Below are 18,498 nucleotides of genomic sequence, written 5' to 3' on the forward strand. Positions count from 1 at the left end.
ACGGACCCGCCCCTTTCGTTTCCAACTCACGCGCTGCGTCGTCGAACCAGACGATGAGCGGGGCGGTCACACACCGCCGCGATAGCAGCGGATCTCGGCCTCGGCCTGGGCACGGCGCAAGTCGGCGACCTTGTCGTCGAACACCTTGGTGGATTTGAACTCGTTGGCGCGCTGGCCAATGCCCTGGCGCATGGAGAGCACGGTGCTGGCCTGGACATAGCGGTCGTAGGGCAGGATCGACGCGAGGGCGTCGAGGGAGCAGGAGCACCGCGACAGGGACTCGCGGGACTGCCCGTTGGCCGCCATGCACCCGAAGATGTAATCAGCCCGCGCCTCCGTCGGATAATCGTTCTCGAGTTCGGCGGCCCTCACGGATCCGGCGAGGAGCGGCCCGACCAGGAGCGCGGCGAGAAGGACCGAAGGGGCAGCGCGCTCAACCAGCGTTCGGAACATAGGTCAGCCTCTCTTCAAGGAGTTCACCGCCTTCGGCGGTCTTCGACTGCGCCTCGATGGAAACGAGTTCGCCGGGCACGGCGTCGGACGTCACGAAGGTGTAGCGGATATTCTCCAACCCGCGCATCCGCTCCTTCATCCGATCCTCCAGGAAAGGCTGCGTCTCAATGCGCCAGGCGGCGACCTTCTGCCCCTGGTAGTCGATGGTGGTCGGGGTCACCGTCGCGTTGTCGCGAAGTCCCTTGCGGATGGCATTCTTGATGTAGCGCGGGTTGGCCGAGAGAACCCGGGCCATGTCGATGAGATGATGCTCGAGGAACAGCGTCATCACGGGGTTGCCCGGCATGTCCTCGAACGGGCCGGCGGGAAAGCGATTGGCCCCCGAGAACATCTCGACGCGGATGTCGCGGCTGTCGGCGCTCTTGCCGGGCTCGATCCCGAGCTTGATCGTATCGTCCATGGGCGGCCCGAACGGGCCCTTGGAGATGCCGCTGCGGCGAAGATAACCGTAGGTGAGCTTTGTCCCGGGGGGGACGTTCTTCATCTGGGGCTTCTCGAACAGCAGATCGGACGCGGCGGGCGCACTCGTGCCGGCCGCGGCGACGGACGGAGTCTCCGCCGCCGGAGTCGTCTCGGCCAGGACGGGAGAAGCCGCGAGCAACAGCAAGGCGGCGAGGGCAACGGACTTCAAAGGGACACTTCCTCGTTGAGCGGTGACCGCACGTTGGGCTGTACGTTACTGCCGATGGTCCGGTAGGTGTAGTCCGGCGGCGTCTCGGCCGCTTCTTCCGTGGCGAGATCGCGCACCTTGGCGTGCAACGGCGAGAGCGAGCAGGCCGGATCCGTCGCGGCGGCGTCACCCGCCAGGGCAAGGGCCTGACAACGGCAACCACCCCAATCCTTCTCTCGCCGGTCGCAGGAGCGGCAGGGCTCCTGCATCCAGTCGGTTCCGCGATAGGCGGTGAAGGCCGGCGAGTTCGCCCAGATATCCCCGAGCGAATGGTCCGTGACGTACCAGAACTCGAGCTGCTTGATGGTCTCGGCGGCGTGGCAGGGCAGAACCTTGCCGGCCGGGGTGACGTTCATGAGCTTGCGACCCCATCCGCCGGCACAGGCTTTCGGATACTTCGCGTAGTAGTCCGGCACCACGAGGTCGATGACGAGCTGGCCCTTCAGGCGTTCGCGCGCGGCCTCGACGATGCGGATCGAACGGTCGACATCGGCCTTGTTCGGCATCAGGGCGGCGCGATTGACGTAGGCCCAGCCGTAATACTGGGTGTGAGCCACCTCGAGGCGCTTGGCGCCGAGCTTGACCGCGAGGTCGATGAAGCCCTCGACCTCGTGGATGTTGCCGCGGTGGATCACCGAGTTGAGAGTCAGCGGTAGGCCGAGTTGCGTCACCCGCTCGGCGAAGGCGAATTTTTGTGGCTGGGCGTTCTTCAACCCGCCGATTTTCTCCGCATTGGCCGCATCGACGCCCTGCACGGACAGCTGCACGTGGTCCAAGCCCACGTCATAGAGGGCGTCGAGCTTGGCTAGAGCGCCGCCGACACCGGACGTGATGAGGTTGGAATACAGCCCGAGCTTGGCGCAGGTCTGGGTGATCTCGACGATGTCGTTGCGCGCCGTCGGCTCGCCACCCGAGAGGTGAACGTGGAGCACGCCCAGCGCCGCCGCCTCCGTCAGCACCCGCTGCCATGTCGCCGTGTCGAGCTCGCCCGAACGCCGGTCGAGTTCGAGGGGGTTCGAGCAGTACGGACAGCGCAACGGACAGCGATGCGTGAGTTCGGCCAGGAGCCCGACGGGCGCCGGCAGGGCGGGGGCGTTCGGCGTGATGGCGTTCATCGCTCCAAAACCCGTTTCGTGGCGAGATCGTTCAGCATGACGAGGATGTCGGCCTCGATCACCGCGCGGTCGGCGGTGAACTTTTCCGCCAGCAATCCGGCGATGTCGCGCACGGTTCGGGTCCCATCGACGTATTCGAGGACCGCCACGGCGTTGGCGTCGAGGTCGAAGGTGCGCTCGGGCGCGAGCAGCACGTGCTGGTCGCGCACGGCGTCGTGCCGCAGGCGCACGCCGCGCGGCAGGCGCGGCACGTCGTGCGGGCCGAGGGTGCCGGTGCCGGCGGCCTGGGCGGTCGTCGTCGCGGCCGCCTCCGGCACGAGTCCGGTGCCCGGCGTCCAAGCGTCTGGGGGAATCATCCCGGGCGCGACATAGGCGAAGTACAGGGCGTCGAGCTGGGTCCACAGCACGTTGCACTTGAACGTCAGAGCCGCCATCGCCTGACGCTGAAGCTGGGGCGTGGTGGCGTGCTGCTGCACGTAGTCGAGGGCGAAGTCGGCATCGCGGGGCGCCTGGGTAAGGCGCTTGTCGAAATATGCCAGCGTATCCTTGGTGATGAAGTCGTAGTTCTTCAGCATCCCGGCAACGCGCTCCGAGATGATGGTCGGCGAGAACATCTCGGTCAGGGACGAGGCGATAGCCTCAAGGAGCGAACGCTCCTTCACGAAGTGCACGTAGGCATCCACGGAGAACCGGGTCGCCGACAGGATTCCTTGCGTCGACTCGACGTAGTCGCGCGTGAAGCCCACACCCTCGGCGAGCTTCAACCAACGCTCGATGCCGCCATCGCCGGGGGCATCGCCATCATGATCGACGATGCGCTGACGCCAGATCCGGCGGAGGGACGCGTCTTCCATTCGCGCCAGGACGGCCGCGTCCTTGATCGGGATCATCGCCTGATAATAGTAGCGGTTGAGCGCCCAGGCCCGGACCTGATCCTTGTTCAGCTTGCCGTCGTGCAGCAGGCGGTGGAACGGATGCAGGTTGTGATAGCGCCGGGCACCGATGTCGCGCAGGGCTGCGGCGAGTTCGTCCGGGCTCAGGAGTCGTTGGCTCTCATCGGTGACAGGCGTGGGAAAAGGCGCGGTCATGGGGCGTGATCCGGGTCCGACTGAAGACGTTTCCTGGGTGCTTCTTCTAGATGGTGCCACGGCCTCTGTCAGGCCAGCATCACCGTGAGCACAACTATATTGCGCATCATATATAGGTTCGGCAGAAAATTTCCAGGGCCTTCGCGTCGCCGCAAGGGCGCTGGCAGGGCCGTCAGAGAGACAGGCTCAAGCCGTCATGGGCCACGGTCCAGCCCTCGGCTTCGACGGACCCGCGTTCCGGCGAATCCTCCACCAGCACCGGGTTGGTGTTGTTGATGTGGACGAAGACGCGCCGGCCGATCGCGACATCGGCAAGGGCCGCGATGGCGCCGTTCGGACCGCTCATCGGCACGTGGCCCATGCGCCAGCCGGTCTTGGTCCCGACGCCGGCGCGGATCATATCGTCGTCGAAGAGGACGGTGCCGTCGAACAGAAGGGCATCGACGCCGTCGATCTGCGCCTTCAGCTTCTCGGTCACCCGGGCGCAGCCCGGGATGTAGGCGAGGCGCCGGCCATTCGCCTCGATCATCGCGCCGACGGTGGTCTCGGTTTCGGCGCCGAGCTCGACGGTCTCGCCCTCGAGCCAGAGAGGCACCTTTCCCGGCACCGAAAACAGGGTGACGGTGAGCCCCGGCACGGGCTCGAACGCGGCATCGAGGCCGATGGCCTCACGGGCGACGACCCCCTCGGCCATCACGTCGAACACCCGGTTGGCGTTGACGGAGTCGAGGATGCCGGACGTGCCGTAGAGGGTGAAGGGCTGGCCTTCGCGCAGGGTCAGCAGCCCAGCGACATGATCGACGTCGCCGTTGGTGAGCAGCACCGCATGGATGGGCGAGTGGCGCAGGCCCTCACGTGGATGCAGCACGGGATTGTCGAACAGCTGCTGACGAATATCGGGGGAGGCATTCACCAGGAGCCAACGCTCCCCATCGGGGGATACGGCGATGCTCGACTGGGTCCGCGGCCTCACGCGGGTAGCGTCCTCGCGAGCGAGGGAGCAGATGGGGCAGCGGCAATTCCACTGGGGAAGGCCGCCGCCCGCGGCAGAGCCGAGAATCACGACATGCATGGCTGAACCGACGCCGTCACGCTTCCCAGACCCGCTCCAACAACCTCAGTTGAAGGTATCGATCTCGGCGGACTCGTAGCTCGTGACTTCCATGCCGACGCAGATCTCGGAAACGATGGGGGCAGCCCAGGTCATGGTGTTTCTCCAGAGTTTCTTCTATGCGGCAGTGCCTCGACCAACCTTAAGAAGATCGTAAGACACTGACGGCGCAGTGGTTTCTGTCGCGGGACCTGTATCGGAAATTCTACCCGGCAGGGCAAGCGCTAAATTGCCGAATTATCCTAATATCCTCTCAGAAAGCACTTATGTTCCTGTCGGCTTAATGTCGGAAATCCTGCCCCTTGAGATCGAGCATGAAGCCGCGTCCGCGCACGGTGACGATGACCGGACCGCCGAGACGGACGAAGTCCGACAGCTTGGTCCGCAGGTAACCCACGTAGACATCGACGACATTCAGCGAGAGGCCGCCCTGGCCGGCCCAGAGCTTGTCGAAGATGTCGCCGCGCGACACGGGCTGGTTGGCCTTGTCCATGAGGAGGGCCAGCAACTCCGCTTCGCGCGGGGTGAGACGCGCGGTCGCATCGGCGAAGCCGACTTGGCGGATGTTGAGATCGAGGACGAGGCGGCCCGCCGTGACGATGGTGCGGGGCTCGTCGGATTCCTTGCGGCGCAGCAGATGGGTCTGCAGGCGGGCGAGCAGTTCGTCGAACACGAAGGGTTTGACGATGTAGTCGTCGGCGCCGAGGGCGAGCCCCTCGGCTCGGTCGCGGACCTCGTCGCGGGCCGAGAGGAACAGGATCGGACCCGGATACCCACCCTCGCGCAGCGAACGGCAGACGTCGTGGCCCGATCCGTCCGGGAGCGTGATGTCGAGGACGACGGCCTCCGGCGCGGATTCGCGGGCCGCGATCAGGGCATCGTCGACGCGGCCCGCGACGCCCACCGAAAAGCCCTCAGCCTCGAGGCCCCGCGCGAGCATGGCGCGGATGTCGCTGTCATCCTCGACGATCAAGACCCGCGTCATGCCGTGGTTTCCTTCTCGATTTGATGGGGGGACATCGTCGCGGCGTCGAAGACCGGCAGGGTCAGCGAGACCCGAGCGCCCCGCCCCGACGGTCCGGCACCCAGCTGGATCGTGCCATCATGCCGTTCCACGACCCAGCGCGCCAGGGCCAGGCCGATGCCGAACCCGGTCTCGCCCGATGGGCTCTCGCGGTGAAATCGCTCGAACAGGGCCTCGCCGGCCTGCGAGAATCCCGGGCCGTCATCGGTCACCGTGAGCGTCGCCGCGCCGCCGGGTAAAACGCCGAGGGCAAGGGTGACGCGGGTGAGGCCGCTGGCGTGCCGCAGGGCGTTGTCGACGAGGCTCTCGAGGACCTGACGCAGCCACTCGCGGTCGGCCAGGAGGGTCGCGTCGGCGAGGATCGGCTCGAGAACCAGGGTCACGCGGCGGCGGGCCGCCTCGGAGGTCATACCCTCGACAGCGTCGGTGAGGATCGCCGAGGCGAGGACGGGCCGCCGGTCGAGTTCGATCTGGCCGGATTCCGAGCGGGCCACCCGGAGCAGATCCTCGACCCGGCGCTGAAGGCGCAGGGCGCGCTTGCGGATGGTGGCGAAGACCGGCCCGTAATCGGTGCCCGGCCGCCCCGCCGACCGGGCGGCGATGTCGCATTCGCCGAGGATCACGGTCAGGGGCGTGCGCAGTTCATGGCTGACATCCGCGAAGAACCGTCGACGCGAGCGATCCACCGCTTCCAGCCGCTCGTTGGCGGCCCGCAGATCGGTGGTGCGGGCCGCCACCGTATCCTCGAGGGCGGCCCGGTCGGCGGCGAGGCGCCCTTCGCGACGGGCGAGGCGGGCGGCCATGCGGTTGAAGTTGGCCACCAGCAGGCCGAGCTCGTCCCGGGTCGCCACGGACAGGCGCGTGTCGAGCTCGCCCCGGCCGACGGCACTGGCCGCCTGACGCACCGCCGCGATGCGGGCGAGCGTCGGGCGGGTCACGCCCCGGTAGAGCCCGAACAGGATGGCCAGGGCCGCCGCGACCGCCGCCAGGGAGGCGAGGCGCAGGGTTGCCGAAAGCTCGCGCGCCGCATCCGAGCCCGCGATCATCGAGCGGCGCTCCACCTCAATGAGGAAGGAGAGGGGCTGGCCGGTCATGGCGCCAAAACCGTTGAGGGCGCCCCGGATGGCGCTCTTGCGCTGCTCGTCGTCCGAGCGGCGCAGAACCTGAGCGACCTGTCGGTCGAGGACGGCGCGGGCCGAGCGGAGTTGTGCGAGGGGCCGCGAACGGGCCGCGTATTGCGTCCGGTCGAGGGGATCGTCGCTGACCGCGATGCTGCGTCCCAACGCCTCGTCCACGGCGACGAGCGCCCGGTCGACATTGGTGCGGGCCACGGACAGGCCCTCGGGCTGCGCATCCGGATTGCTCACGGCCTCGAGGGCGGCGAGCCCGTACTGGGTCATGCGGCCCGACAACTCGACGAGGAGTTCGAGACGTCCCTGCGCCGCCAGCGTCCGGTCGATGGTCCGTTCCGCCGCCCCGATCGACCCAAGCACGCCGAGCGCCGCCAGAATGACGAGGGCGGCGGTGCTGCCGAGGAGCAGGGCGAACCGAACTTTCAGCGAGCGCATCGTCCGGCCGATTCTTGCCTGTTTCTCCCGTAAACCACGGAAAACCCACAACTCTTCGCGACACCAAGCCGGTGTCTATGCGCAGGTGGGCTGTGTTCGCAAGGGGAGGGCGGCGTCGGCGGCCCGATTACAGGTCACGCGGCACGTTGCCTCGCACGGCGCAGCGCCAGCGGTTGACGTGCCATTCGGGATGCTCGGCCTGCCACTTGGCGAGGGCGCTTTGGGAATTTCGCAGGCAGACGGTCGGGCTGCGGGCCTCGAACGAGAGATCGATCCGGTCCTCCCGGCATTGCGACGGGTCGGATAGCAGGCAGATCGAGAGCAGAATCAGCATCGGCTAGAACTCGGAATGGGTTGGAGAACCATCCGGGCCAGCACGATGATGCTTCCCGGCGGGACGGAAAGGTCGCCCGCACGGGAAGTTTAAGCAAGATAGTGGAAGATTCTGGAACGCAGTCCCGCTGTCGCAGCCGGGGTCAGGCCGCCGACACCCACAGTTCGCCCTTGCCGAGGGTCGCGAGATCGCCCGAGTAACGCTTGAGCGCACCGGCCGCGAGATCGGCGTGGGCGGGGCTCAGGGGCCGCAGAGAGCGGGCGAGGAGGCGCAGGAACACCAGGTCGTGCGTGCCGGTCTCGACGAAGCTCGGGGTGACGGTCCCGGTGGCGCCAGCGAGGATGGTGCCGCGGCGCATGCCGAAGCCCGGATGGTCGCCGAGCGAAACGGCCGCGATGGTGCCGGCGATCATCCTGGCGCCTGCATGCGCCCCGGCCGAACCGACGAGGATCAGGCCGCGCCGCATGCGGTCGCCGAGATGGTCACCGGCCGTGCCGCGAATGATGAGGGTGGCGCCGTCGAGGCCCGCCTTGGCGGCGTAGACCGCGCCGCCGGCGTGGTCGCCGGCATCGCCCTCGACCGTGATGGTGCCGCCCGTGGCGCCCGAACCCGCGAAGGGGCCGGCCGAGCCGGTGACCGTGAGGCTGCCGTTGCGCATGCCCGCGCCGAGGCGCTGGCCGACATCGCCAACGACCCGGATGCTGCCACCGTCGAGGGAGGCTCCGACCCGGTCGAGGCGCGACGAGCCGCCCTCGATGACGAGGCTTTCGGAGCCGTCGAGGCTGATCGTGTAGCAATCGCCCAGGGTCAGGCCGCGTCGGCTGGTGCCCACGGGAAGCTTGGCCGCGTCGGCCTCGCTGAGGCCGCTGAGCGACAGCGGGTTGACGTTGAGGAAGTCGAGCCGCTCCGGCGGCTCCTGGCGCAGGGTGAGGGTGCTCATGCCGCTCCAGCCTCGCTCGCCGGCTCCTTCGAGAGCAGGTTCTTCAAGTGGTAGTGATGGCGGCCGAGATTGCCGCCGTAATTGCCGGCCGTCACCGCCACGAGGCCGTGGGCGGCGCCTGCCGCCGTGGCCGCATGCAGGGCGGCCCGCATGGATTCGGCGACGGCGTGCGAGGTCAGGGCGTCGATGACGATCTCCAGGACGACCCCGACCTCCGCGGAGAGTTCGGTGCCGGCCCGGCCCTTGAGGGTCGGGCAATACGCGTCGTTGGTCGACGCCATCATGCCCTTGGTGCGCGCACCCACCTTCGAGCCCGAACGGACGATGCCGCCGGGGAAGGGCAGGATCGCGCCCGGCACCGCACGCGCCGCGTCGACGGCGATCTCGGCGACCTTAAGGGTCTCGGCGTGGTTGCGCCCGAGAAACAGCAGATTGCCGCCGCCGACGGCGCCGTCCACGGCGCGGACAAAATCCTCGCACAGGAATTCCCCGTCCATGACCGGGATGCGCCAGTAGCGCCGGGACTTGCCCGTGACGGGGTCGGGCAGGCGCTTGGCCACGGCGAACCCGTCACCGAAATAACGGATCGCGCCGCCGAGCTTGATCTTCGTGGGCCCGTCGACGCCCGCGTAGCAGGCCGTGCCGGGGCAGGTGAGGATGCACTGCCCGACGCGCTTGAGGAGCTGATCCTTGAGGCCGTTGGGTTCGAAGCCGAACAGCAGGACGCGCACGCCCGGACGACCGTCCGGGGTCTCGTCGGGCGACAGCTCGCAATCGATGCCGGCCTCGGCGCCGCAGCCGATGACCGAGGTCGCGAACCCCGTCATCGTGGTCGCGGCGATCATCGCCCACTTGGCCGTGTCGTTGGTGATGATGATCGCGGTGCCGGCGACGTCGAACGCCTCGGCGAACGTGTCGATCACCGGGATCCCGTTGAGGGTGAGTTCCGCCATGTCAGCCACCGGTCCTCACGCGACACCCCTTCTTCAAGACAGACATGCAACCTCCTCGAACACGTCCGCCTTCGGGAAGGCTTCGTCCGGCACCGAGAAGGACTCCAGACCCGCGCCGTAACGATCTTGCAGGTAGGTCTCCGAGCGGGCCACCATGGCCTTGTCGGACTCGACGTTCAGTTCAAGGGTATGGCCCGAGCGCCAGGCCACGACCTCGCCGTCCTCGACGATGGTGACGCCATCCTTCAGGACGAGCTTCGCCCGGGCGAACATGGCGGTGCGGTCGCGGTCGTCGCGGTAGATCGCGACGTCGGCGCGCGCGCCCTCGCGCAGATGGCCGCGATCGGTGAGCCCCAGGAGCTTGGCCGGCCCGGAACGGGTGAGCTGCGCGATCTCCGAGAAGGTGTACTCGCGCTCGATGGCGCACAGGCCCGAACGCTCGCCGATGACCTTATGCAGGCCGGCGATCTCGCGGTCGCGCTTCTCCTTGTCCATAAGGAGATGGATGATGTGCGGGTAATCCGTGAACGGGCCACCATTGGGATGGTCGGTCGTCAGGATCGTGCGCTCCGGCTCTTTCGAGAGCAGCATGAGCTCGAGGCCGATGGCCCATTGCAGCGAGCTGACGGCACCGCGCGGCTTGTACAGGAACGGCACCACGCCGCCGCCTTCCGCGTCGCCCGCGGTCACGATCCACTTCTTCGGATTGGCGCCCTTGCGACCCGCGAACTGGCGCAGGATATCCAACGAAATCGTCACCGTCTGCCCGAAGGCGACCTGGCCAACGTCGAAGGTGGCGTTGGGGTGCTTCTCCATCGCCTCCGTGATGCGCTCGGCCGCCGAGCGGAAGCCGCCGGTCGCCGGATTCTCCGGATCGGTGACGCCGTAGGCGTAGAACTGGGCGTGGGCGAAGTGGATGCGCCGGCCCTCGGCCGCCTCCAGGGTGTCGACGAAGGACTCGTCGGCACCCGGAATGCCGAGGTTGTTGCAGTGGACGTGCAGCGGGTGCGGCACGCCGATCTCCTCCACGGCGTCGAGCAGGGCGGTCATGATCTTGCGCGTGGACAGGCCGTAGACGGGGATCTCCTCGTCGAGGCTGAGTTTCAGCATCCCGTCCTTGAAGGCCGAGGCACCGCCCGCGTTGATGCACTTGACGCCCAGGCCCCGCGAGGTTGCCACCGACAGGGCGACGAGGTCGCGCACCGCCGCTTTGCCCTCGCGCTGGCGCAGGAGCTGGAGCAGCTGGTCGTCGTTGCCCATCACCGTCAGGGCGCCGCGATCCAGCAGCGGAATGTCGGCGAGCTCGAGCTGAGTGGCCAACGCGTTGGCCGGCGGCATCGCCGGCTCGACGGCGACGGTATAGCCCATGCGCGCATAGTTGGCGCCGATCCAGGCGGCCGAGCCGCCGGCATGGGCGAACGGATGACCTTCGGGCGCCGCCTCGCTGGTGTAGAGTTCCGGCAGCAGCAGGCGGCTCATCACCACGTTGCCGCCGGCGATGTGGGAGTGGACCTCGACGCCGCCGGCCATCACCACGCAGCCCGTGGCGTCGATGGTCCGGTCGGGCGTGCGCTCGGAGGCGGCGACGATCCGTCCGCTCTCGACCCAGACGTCGCCGACGGCGTCGCGCCCGGCCGTCGGATCGACGACCCGTCCCCCCTGGATACGGATCAGCATGAGGCGCCCTTCTTCTGCACGAGGCGGTCCTGGATGGCGGCGAGCACGCCGGCGGCCGTCAGCGCGGTCGCTTGCCCACTCGCCGGCGCGTACGTGATGGTGGCGCGGCGGTCGTTCCAGACGGAACCGCCGGCACTCTCGCCCGGCACGCCGACGGCGATGACGATTTCGGCGGCATCCCCCGTGGCTTCTGGGCTGCCCTCGCCCACGATGGCGATGCTCGGCAAGGTGCCGAGCCAATCCGGCCGGGGGGCGGGGAGGGAGGCGAGCCACAGGGCGGCATCGGCCTCGCCGGCGGCGATCTGGCGGGCACTGTCGAAGCGCCAGGGATCGTGCTCCGGCACGTGGCGCCCGAAGCCCACGCGCGGCGCCTGGCCCGTGGTCCAGGCCGAGAGCTGCAGCAGGGCACGGCCCTGATACGGATCGGAGACCGAGAGAGCGAAGAAGCGGGTGACCTCGTTGAGGTCCTTGACCATCCCCTGGAGCATCTCGACGCCGAGTTCGCCGAGCTCCTCCGGATCGTACAGGACGACGCCGTACTGGGCGGAACTGAGCCGCTTGGCGAGGTCGCCATAGGCGGTCTCGCCGGACAGATGGCCTTTGAGATAGGCGCGCAGGTGGGCGACGGAGACGGCGAGTCCATCGGCCTCGGCCGGGTAGGCCACGTGCCGGGTGGCGCCGTTGCGCGTGCCGCCGAGCGACAGGAGCGTGCGCTCGGCCCCGGCGGCGCGGCCCCGCGTCGGCACGGACTCGGCGATCTCCTGGACGATGGCGCGCTCCCACGGCGCGTTGCCGACGATGAGGACCGCATCCGCCCGGCCCAACGTCTCGGCCGGCGTGGTCAGCATGGCGCCCGTGCGGCTCAAGGGCCCGAGTTCGGCATAGAGGGCCGGCCCCGCCACGGGATCGACGGAGGCGCCGATGAGATCGGCGAGGTGATAGGCCGCCCGCACCGCGCTCAACTCGGCGCACAGCCCCGCCACGATCGGCGTCCGCGCCGAAGCGAGGAGCGTCGCAGCGGCCTCCACCGCCGCGTCCGCATCCGTCGCACCACCCTTCACCCAGGCCGCCATACTTTGCACCTTGGAACATCGAGGGCCCGGCGCACGCTACCAACAGGGCGTCGCGCACGGCGGGACTGAGCCAGTCCGAAACGATCGGGCGGCACGTTTGCATCGCCGCCACGGCCCAAGCAAGTCCCGAGACCAATGCGGGAGGAATCGGCACCGCAATTTTTCTTGGCGGCGGGGCACGAAAAAACCTTCGGACGACACGGACCACGGGATGCGCCCATGCGGCTTGCGGGGCGTCCGCGCTCCGTGGGAGAAGCCCGCGGCCGGGCCGTTCGCTCGCCGGCGGAGCGACAAAGGGAATCGATGTGACGCGGATCCCGGATGGGGCAGGGGACGAATCTGTGCCGAACGCCGTTCGCGTGCGGGCGCCGGGGCGCCTGCATTTCGGGTTCCTCGATCTTCACGGCGGCCTCGGGCGCCGCTTCGGCAGCCTCGGCCTCGCCCTCGACGCCCCCGCCGTCACGCTCACGGCGCGCGCGGCCTCCGGCTTGACGGTGACCGGGCCGGAGGCGGAGCGTGCGCGGACCTACGCCCTCGCCGCAGCCGGGCATCTCGGGATCGACGGCCATGCCGCCCTGATCGTGGAAGAGACGATGCCGGCCCATGCGGGCTTCGGCTCGGGGACGCAGCTGGCGCTGGCCACGGCCGCCGCCCTGGCGCATCTCGCCGGGCGCCCCTTCGTGCCGGAGGCTTTCGCCGATGCCCTCGACCGGGGCAACCGCTCGGGCGTCGGTCTCGCGGCGTTCACGCAAGGGGGCCTCATCGTCGATGGGGGCCGCGACGGCCTGGGCACGCCGCCGCCCGTGATCGCGCGGCTGGCCTATCCGGAGACGTGGCGCGTCGTTCTCATCCTCGACACCGGCATGACCGGCGTCCACGGTGCCCACGAGGTCGCGGCCTTCCGCGACCTGCCGCGCTTTCCCGAGGATCAGGCCGCCGAGATCTGCCGCCTCGTCCTCATGCGGGTTCTGCCCGCCGCCGCCACCGCCGAGCCCGAGGGGTTCGGGGCGGGCATCACCGAGATCCAGCGCCTCATCGGCGACCATTTCGCCCCGCACCAGGGTGGGCGCTACGCCAGCCCCGCCGTCGCCGAGGTGCTCGCCGCCATCGCCGCGCAGGGCATCGCCGGATACGGCCAGAGCTCGTGGGGTCCGACGGGCTTCGCCCTGTTGCCGTCCGAGGAGGCGGCGCGCCGCCTCGTCGCCTCCCTGGAACGGCCCGGCCCCTTGCGCTTCCTCATCGCGCGCGGGCGCAACACCGGCGCAACGGTGACGCCGCTTTAAGACGTAGGGCGCTACGGTGCGGCCGCTCGACCCGGCCGCGACCGGCTTTGACATTTCCACGCCCCGGCGCACGATCGGGGATCGCGTGAACGGAGGGAAACCGACCATGGCCCGCTCGATCCTGCACATGATCACGCCCCTGAAGCACATGAGTCCGTTCGACGTGAACATGGCCGTGGATGCCGGGTTCGAGACCATCGCCACCTACACGGGCGCGACGCTCCCCGACGTGACCTCCCTGGTGCAGGATTCGATCTTTTCGCGCTCCCCCCAGGACGGCGTGCGCACGGGCATCTTCATCGCCGGCAAGAACGCCGAGGAGGCCCTCGATATGGTCGACAGGGCGAAGAAGGCCCTGGTGCCGCCCTTCGCCAACCACATATTCGCCGACCCGGCCGGCTCGTTCACCACGGGTGCGGCCATGGTCGCCGAGGTGACCCGCGCCCTGAAGGCCAAGTTCGACACGGAGCTGGCCGGCAAGCGCATCGTGATCTTCGGCGGCGCCGGCGTCGTCGCCTACGTGGCGGCGGTGATCGGGGCGCTCAACGGTGCCGAGACCACCATCGTCGGCCATGACGGTGAGGAGCGCGTCAGCAAGATCGCCCATACCATGCGCTGGCGCTTCGGCGTCGAGGTCGGCGCCGTCGACGGCACCACCGTCGAGGCGCGGCGCGCGGCCATCACCAATGCCGACGTAATCCTCTCGGCCGGACCCGCCGGCGTGTCGATCCTCACGGCGGAGGATCTCGAATCGGCACCGAACCTCCTCGTCGCCTCGGACGTGAACGCCGTGCCGCCGGCCGGCATCGCCGGCATCGACGTCAACGCCATCGACGTGCCCCTGCCCGTCGGCAAGGGGGTCGGCATCGGCGCCCTGGCGGTGGGCAACGTGAAGTATCAGACCCAGGCCCGCCTGTTCCGTCGCATGCTCGAGGCGAAAGAGCCCCTCTGCCTCGATTTCCGCGACGCCTACACGCTGGCCATCGAGGTGGCGGGCTGACGGCGGGCGCCGACACCCTCCTCATCGCGGCGCAGTCCGGCCGCGCCCTCGCGCAGGCGGCGCGCCGGGCGGGCCTGCGCCCTCTGGTCCTCGATTTGTTCGGCGATGCCGACACCCTGTCGCTTGCCGAGCATCACCGCCCGGCCTCCGGCCGTTTCGGCGACGGGCGCCTCGGTGGGGCGGGTGTTCTGGCGGATCTCGACGCCCTGGCGGGCCTCGCGGATCGACCTCCCCTCGGAATCGTTCTCGGCAGCGGATTCGAGGGCGCCCCCGACCTCATGGCGGCCATCGCCGGGCGGTTCCGCCTCCTCGGCGGATCGCCCGAAGCCGTGGCACGCCTGAAGGACCCCTTCGACTTCGCCGCGCTCTGCGCCCGCCTCGGGGTGCCTCACCCCGCCGTCACCCGCGATTCCGTGGCTGACCGCACGGGGTGGCTCCTGAAACGGGCCGGAGGCTCGGGCGGCACCCATATCCGCGCCGCCACGGCCGGGCGGGCGCCACCGGGGGCCTATTTCCAGGCACGGGTGCCGGGCAGGGCCCACGCCCTGGCCTTCCTCGCGGACGGACGCGGCCTCGCCGTCGTCGGGCTGACCGAACAATGGAGCGCGCCCTCGCCCCTGCGCCCGTTCCGCTATGCCGGCGCCGTCGCCCGGGCACGGCACGAGGAGCCGGCCCTCGCCCCGCGCATGATCGAAAGCATCGCCGACGCGGTGTCCCGCCTCGTCGCCGAGACCGGCCTGCGCGGCCTCGCCAGCGCCGATCTCCTCGTCTCGGGGGCGGAATGGTGGCTGACCGAGATCAACCCGCGCCCGGGCGCCACCCTCGATATCCTCGACCGGCGCCCGACGCCGCTCCTCGCCCAGCACATCGCGGCGAGTCTCGGCCGCCTGCCCGCGATCGATGCGCCGCCGGTGGATGCGGCGGCCACGGAAATCTGTTACGCGGCCACCGGCTACGCGCCGATGCCGCCGGTCGACTGGCCGGCTTTCGTTCGCGACCGCCCAAGATCCGGCACCACGGTGGCGCGCCACGCGCCCCTGTGCACCCTGTTCGCAACGGGGTCGGATTCGGCCGCCACGAGAGAGATGTTGCGAAGCCAGGCCGCTCGCTTGCAGGCCCGGCTCGACCTGACGGAGGGACAAGCATGACCACGAGTCCGACGGCGCCGAAGAGCCCCTATCCGAGCGTCAATGCGCTCACCGCCCCCCTGGTCGAGCGCCTGGCCGCCGACGCTGATGTGCTGCGCCTCGCCGTGACGACGCAGGACGGCGCCCGCATGATCGATGCCGGCGCCTCCGTGCGCGGCTCCATCGAGGCCGGCCGGCGCATTGCCGAGATCTGCCTCGGCGGCCTCGGCACCGTCACCATCGCGCCGTCCGGCCCCGTCGCGGGCTGGCCCTACTCCGTGGTGGTCCATGCCGCCGATCCGGTCATCGCCTGCCTCGGCAGCCAGTATGCCGGCTGGTCGCTGGCCGACGAGACCGGGGATTCCGGCTTCTTCGCCCTGGGCTCCGGCCCCGGCCGGGCGGTCGCCGTCGTCGAGGACCTCTACGCCGAGCTCGGCTACCGCGACACCGCCACCCAGACCGCCCTGGTGCTGGAAGCCGCCGGCGGGCCGCCGGCCTCCGTCATCGCCAAGGTGGCCGAGGCCACGGGTCTTCGGCCGGAGCAGCTGACCTTCATCTACGCCCCGACCCAAAGTCTGGCCGGCTCGACCCAGGTGGTCGCCCGCGTGCTGGAGGTCGCCCTGCACAAGGCCCACACGGTGGGCTTCGACCTCCACAAGATCGTGGACGGCCTCGGCTCGGCCCCGCTCTCGCCCCAGCACCCGGACTTCATCCAGGCCATGGGCCGCACCAACGACGCCATCATCTACGGCGGCCGGGTGCACCTCTACGTCGAGGCCGACGAGGCCGACGCCAAACAGCTCGCCGAGCAACTTCCGTCGACCACCTCGGCCGACCACGGCGCACCCTTCGCCGATATCTTCGGCCGGGTGAACGGTGACTTCTACAAGATCGACGGCGCCCTCTTCAGCCCGGCGGAGGTGATCGTCACCTCCGTCAACACGGGCAAAAGTTTCCGCGGCGGCCGGCTGATGCCGGAGCTGGTGGAAGCCTCGTTCAGCTGACATGGATCCCGGGGCGGGACGCCCGCCCCCTCTCCCCGCCGGGCGGGGAGAGGGCCGCATGGACCCTGCCGTCCATGCGGCCAGCGAAGGCGCAGCCGAAGCGAGGGTGAGGGGGTGTCTCCGGACGAGGCTCCTTCTACGACGCCCCCTCACCCTCCGCTGTCGCCTCGCCGTGCCGACGACAAGGTCGGCGCGGCCCTCTTCCCGCGAGCGGGGCGAGGGGACTGCGCGGCAGCCGGGCCGGATCAATCCGGACATCGTATGAGAGCAAGACAATGCGGATCGGGCTCGCGGCCGACAACGGCAACTGGCACAAAGCGCGCTTGAAGGCCGCCCTCGAACACCTCGGCGCGGAGCCGGTGCTGTTCTCGCTGGCCGACGTGGCCATCGTCACGGGTGGATCCGAGCCCCTGCGGGTGCCGGGCTTTCCCGACGCCCTGCCGGACGGCGTGCTCCTGCGGACCGTGGCGGGCGGCACCTTCGAGGCCACCACCATGCGGCTCGGCGTGCTCCATGCCCTCGTGGCCTGCGGCACCACCGTGTGGAATTCGCCCGCGGCAATCGAGCGTTCCGTCGACAAAGCGATGACCAGCCTGCTCATCGACCGCGCCGGCCTGCCGACGCCCGGCACCTACGTGTGCTCCAAGCGCGAGGCGGCGGCCGAGATCGTGGCGCGGGAGGCCGGCCCCGGCCGCCCCCTCGTGCTCAAGCCCCTGTTCGGCTCGCAAGGGGAAGGGCTCCAGCTCATCGAGACCCCCGACGACCTGCCGGGCGAGGACGCCGTGTCCCGGGTCTATTATCTCCAGCGCTACATCGCCCGCCGCGACGGCCTGTGGCGCGACTACCGGGTGTTCGTCTGCGAGGGCCGCGCCATCGCCGGCATGATCCGCGAGGGCGACGGCTGGATCACCAACGTCCATCGCGGGGGCCGCCCCCTCTCCTGGGACATGCCGCCGGCCGCCGCAGAACTCGCGGAGCGGGCCGCGGCGGCCGTCGGCGTCGACTACACCGGAATCGACCTCGTCGAGGACGGGGAGGGCGGCTTCCTCGTCCTCGAAGTCAACTCGATGCCGGCGTGGTCGGGGCTGCAGAAGGTCACCGAGGTCGATATCGCGCTCGCCGTCGCGCGCGGCTTCCTCAACGCCGTGCGGGCGGCCCGCCCCCCACGCCTCGTCTCGGCCCTCGGATGACCGACCCGGCGGCCATCGGCGCGGCGTACGAGGCAAGCTGCCTCGCCGAACTCGATGCCCTCAAGCCCGGCAACGTCCACGCCTTCGCGGCCGGACACCGCATGGCAGTGGCCGATTTCGTCATCAGCGCCAAAGTCTCGACCCCCCATCTCGCCCGCGCCGGGGCGCGTGTCGGGGCACGGGTGCGCTCGGCCATGGCAGCCACCCTGGCGGCTGTGGGCCAGAACACCAACCTCGGCATCCTCCTCCTCTGCGCGCCCCTGGCCCGGGCGGCGGAAGCGGGGGGCGACGTGGCAGCCACCCTCACGGACGTCCTCGACACCTTCGACGGGCAGGATGCGGTGGATGTCTACGCTGCGATCCGGATGGCCAATCCGGGCGGGCTCGGCACGGCGGCCCGCCACGACGTGACGGACGAGGCGGCTCCGCCCGCCCTCCGTACGGCCATGACGGAAGCCGCCTCGCGTGACGCCATCGCGCACGCCTATGGGACCGGCTTCGCCGCCCTGTTCGAGATCGGCCTGCCGGCCCTCGCGGCCGCCCGCGCCGCCGGCCTCACCGAGCCCTGGACCACCACGGCGGTGTTCATCGCCTATCTCGGCCGTGTCCCTGACAGCCACGTGGCCCGTAAGCACGGCCTCGCCCGCGCCGAAGCCTTGCGCGACGAGGCCGTCGCCCTCCGCGACCTCGACCTCGCGACCCAACCCATCGATGCCCTTCTGGCGAAGGACGCGGCCTGGAAGGCGGCCGGCCTCAATCCCGGCACCAGCGCGGACTTCACCGTGGCGACCCTGTTCCTCGACCGACTCCGGGACTGAGGCGGCCCGC

Annotated in this window: 19 protein-coding genes; 6 read left to right on the forward strand and 13 right to left on the reverse strand. The window is 69.7% G+C overall.

What is annotated here, in order from left to right:
* Positions 1-66 precede the first annotated feature (66 nt).
* The 13 genes from MFF01_RS21650 to MFF01_RS21710 all read right to left on the reverse strand — a co-directional run bounded on the left by MFF01_RS21650 (position 67) and on the right by MFF01_RS21710 (position 12,066).
* Positions 67-453 carry a hypothetical protein gene (locus MFF01_RS21650; RefSeq protein WP_238228484.1) on the reverse strand — a complete coding sequence of 129 codons (387 nt, stop codon included), beginning with the start codon at positions 451-453 and terminating at the stop codon, positions 67-69.
* A complete protein-coding gene (locus tag MFF01_RS21655) occupies positions 434-1,144 on the reverse strand; it encodes a hypothetical protein (RefSeq protein ID WP_238228485.1) in 711 nt (236 codons plus the stop codon). Before MFF01_RS21655 ends, MFF01_RS21650 begins: the two co-directional genes overlap by 20 nt.
* On the reverse strand, positions 1,141-2,298 hold the full coding sequence (gene pqqE, locus MFF01_RS21660) for a pyrroloquinoline quinone biosynthesis protein PqqE (RefSeq protein ID WP_238228486.1): 1,158 nt from the start codon (positions 2,296-2,298) through the stop codon (positions 1,141-1,143). The genes MFF01_RS21655 and pqqE overlap by 4 nt, the downstream gene beginning before the upstream one ends.
* Entirely contained in the window at positions 2,295-3,386 is a 1,092-nt protein-coding gene (pqqC, locus tag MFF01_RS21665) for a pyrroloquinoline-quinone synthase PqqC (RefSeq protein WP_238228487.1), read from the reverse strand. Before pqqC ends, pqqE begins: the two co-directional genes overlap by 4 nt.
* Positions 3,387-3,558: 172 nt before the next feature.
* Positions 3,559-4,458 carry a pyrroloquinoline quinone biosynthesis protein PqqB gene (gene pqqB / locus MFF01_RS21670; protein WP_238228488.1) on the reverse strand — a complete coding sequence of 300 codons (900 nt, stop codon included), beginning with the start codon at positions 4,456-4,458 and terminating at the stop codon, positions 3,559-3,561.
* 45 nt (positions 4,459-4,503) lie between these two features.
* Entirely contained in the window at positions 4,504-4,593 is a 90-nt protein-coding gene (gene pqqA, locus MFF01_RS21675; RefSeq protein ID WP_055889187.1) for a pyrroloquinoline quinone precursor peptide PqqA, read from the reverse strand.
* A 184-nt stretch (positions 4,594-4,777) separates the two neighbouring features.
* Positions 4,778-5,482, reverse strand: coding sequence for a response regulator transcription factor (locus MFF01_RS21680; RefSeq protein ID WP_238228489.1), 705 nt, complete (start codon positions 5,480-5,482; stop codon positions 4,778-4,780).
* Positions 5,479-7,089 (reverse strand): sensor histidine kinase, encoded by a 1,611-nt coding sequence (locus tag MFF01_RS21685; protein WP_238228492.1) that lies wholly within the window; start codon positions 7,087-7,089, stop codon positions 5,479-5,481. The genes MFF01_RS21680 and MFF01_RS21685 overlap by 4 nt, the downstream gene beginning before the upstream one ends.
* Positions 7,090-7,216: 127 nt before the next feature.
* Positions 7,217-7,423, reverse strand: a complete 207-nt coding sequence (locus tag MFF01_RS21690) for a hypothetical protein (protein ID WP_238228493.1) — start codon at positions 7,421-7,423, stop codon at positions 7,217-7,219.
* A gap of 142 nt (positions 7,424-7,565) precedes the next feature.
* Positions 7,566-8,363, reverse strand: a complete 798-nt coding sequence (locus tag MFF01_RS21695) for a formylmethanofuran dehydrogenase subunit C (protein ID WP_238228495.1) — start codon at positions 8,361-8,363, stop codon at positions 7,566-7,568.
* Positions 8,360-9,316: a formylmethanofuran--tetrahydromethanopterin N-formyltransferase gene (gene fhcD / locus MFF01_RS21700; RefSeq protein WP_238228497.1), complete on the reverse strand. Its 957-nt coding sequence runs from the start codon at positions 9,314-9,316 to the stop codon at positions 8,360-8,362. Before fhcD ends, MFF01_RS21695 begins: the two co-directional genes overlap by 4 nt.
* A gap of 33 nt (positions 9,317-9,349) precedes the next feature.
* Positions 9,350-10,993: a formylmethanofuran dehydrogenase subunit A gene (locus MFF01_RS21705; RefSeq protein WP_238228499.1), complete on the reverse strand. Its 1,644-nt coding sequence runs from the start codon at positions 10,991-10,993 to the stop codon at positions 9,350-9,352.
* Positions 10,987-12,066: a molybdopterin-binding domain-containing protein gene (locus MFF01_RS21710; RefSeq protein WP_238228501.1), complete on the reverse strand. Its 1,080-nt coding sequence runs from the start codon at positions 12,064-12,066 to the stop codon at positions 10,987-10,989. Before MFF01_RS21710 ends, MFF01_RS21705 begins: the two co-directional genes overlap by 7 nt.
* A 341-nt stretch (positions 12,067-12,407) precedes the next feature.
* Here MFF01_RS21710 and MFF01_RS21715 point away from each other — a divergent pair, with 341 nt between their 5' ends.
* The 6 genes from MFF01_RS21715 (at position 12,408) to MFF01_RS21740 (ending at position 18,488) form a co-directional block, all read left to right on the forward strand.
* Positions 12,408-13,349, forward strand: coding sequence for a beta-ribofuranosylaminobenzene 5'-phosphate synthase family protein (locus MFF01_RS21715; RefSeq protein WP_238228504.1), 942 nt, complete (start codon positions 12,408-12,410; stop codon positions 13,347-13,349).
* A 106-nt stretch (positions 13,350-13,455) separates the two neighbouring features.
* Positions 13,456-14,349 carry an NAD(P)-dependent methylenetetrahydromethanopterin dehydrogenase gene (locus MFF01_RS21720; RefSeq protein ID WP_238228506.1) on the forward strand — a complete coding sequence of 298 codons (894 nt, stop codon included), beginning with the start codon at positions 13,456-13,458 and terminating at the stop codon, positions 14,347-14,349.
* A 95-nt stretch (positions 14,350-14,444) separates the two neighbouring features.
* Positions 14,445-15,497 (forward strand): ATP-grasp domain-containing protein, encoded by a 1,053-nt coding sequence (locus tag MFF01_RS21725; RefSeq protein ID WP_306421630.1) that lies wholly within the window; start codon positions 14,445-14,447, stop codon positions 15,495-15,497.
* Positions 15,494-16,480, forward strand: coding sequence for a methenyltetrahydromethanopterin cyclohydrolase (gene mch, locus MFF01_RS21730; RefSeq protein WP_238228508.1), 987 nt, complete (start codon positions 15,494-15,496; stop codon positions 16,478-16,480). Before MFF01_RS21725 ends, mch begins: the two co-directional genes overlap by 4 nt.
* A 275-nt stretch (positions 16,481-16,755) precedes the next feature.
* A complete protein-coding gene (locus MFF01_RS21735) occupies positions 16,756-17,670 on the forward strand; it encodes an ATP-grasp domain-containing protein (RefSeq protein ID WP_238228510.1) in 915 nt (304 codons plus the stop codon).
* A complete protein-coding gene (locus MFF01_RS21740; protein WP_238228512.1) occupies positions 17,667-18,488 on the forward strand; it encodes a triphosphoribosyl-dephospho-CoA synthase in 822 nt (273 codons plus the stop codon). Before MFF01_RS21735 ends, MFF01_RS21740 begins: the two co-directional genes overlap by 4 nt.
* Positions 18,489-18,498 lie beyond the last annotated feature (10 nt).

Origin of the sequence: Methylobacterium adhaesivum (assembly GCF_022179065.1) — a bacterium.
Classification (GTDB): Bacteria; Pseudomonadota; Alphaproteobacteria; order Rhizobiales; family Beijerinckiaceae; genus Methylobacterium; species Methylobacterium adhaesivum.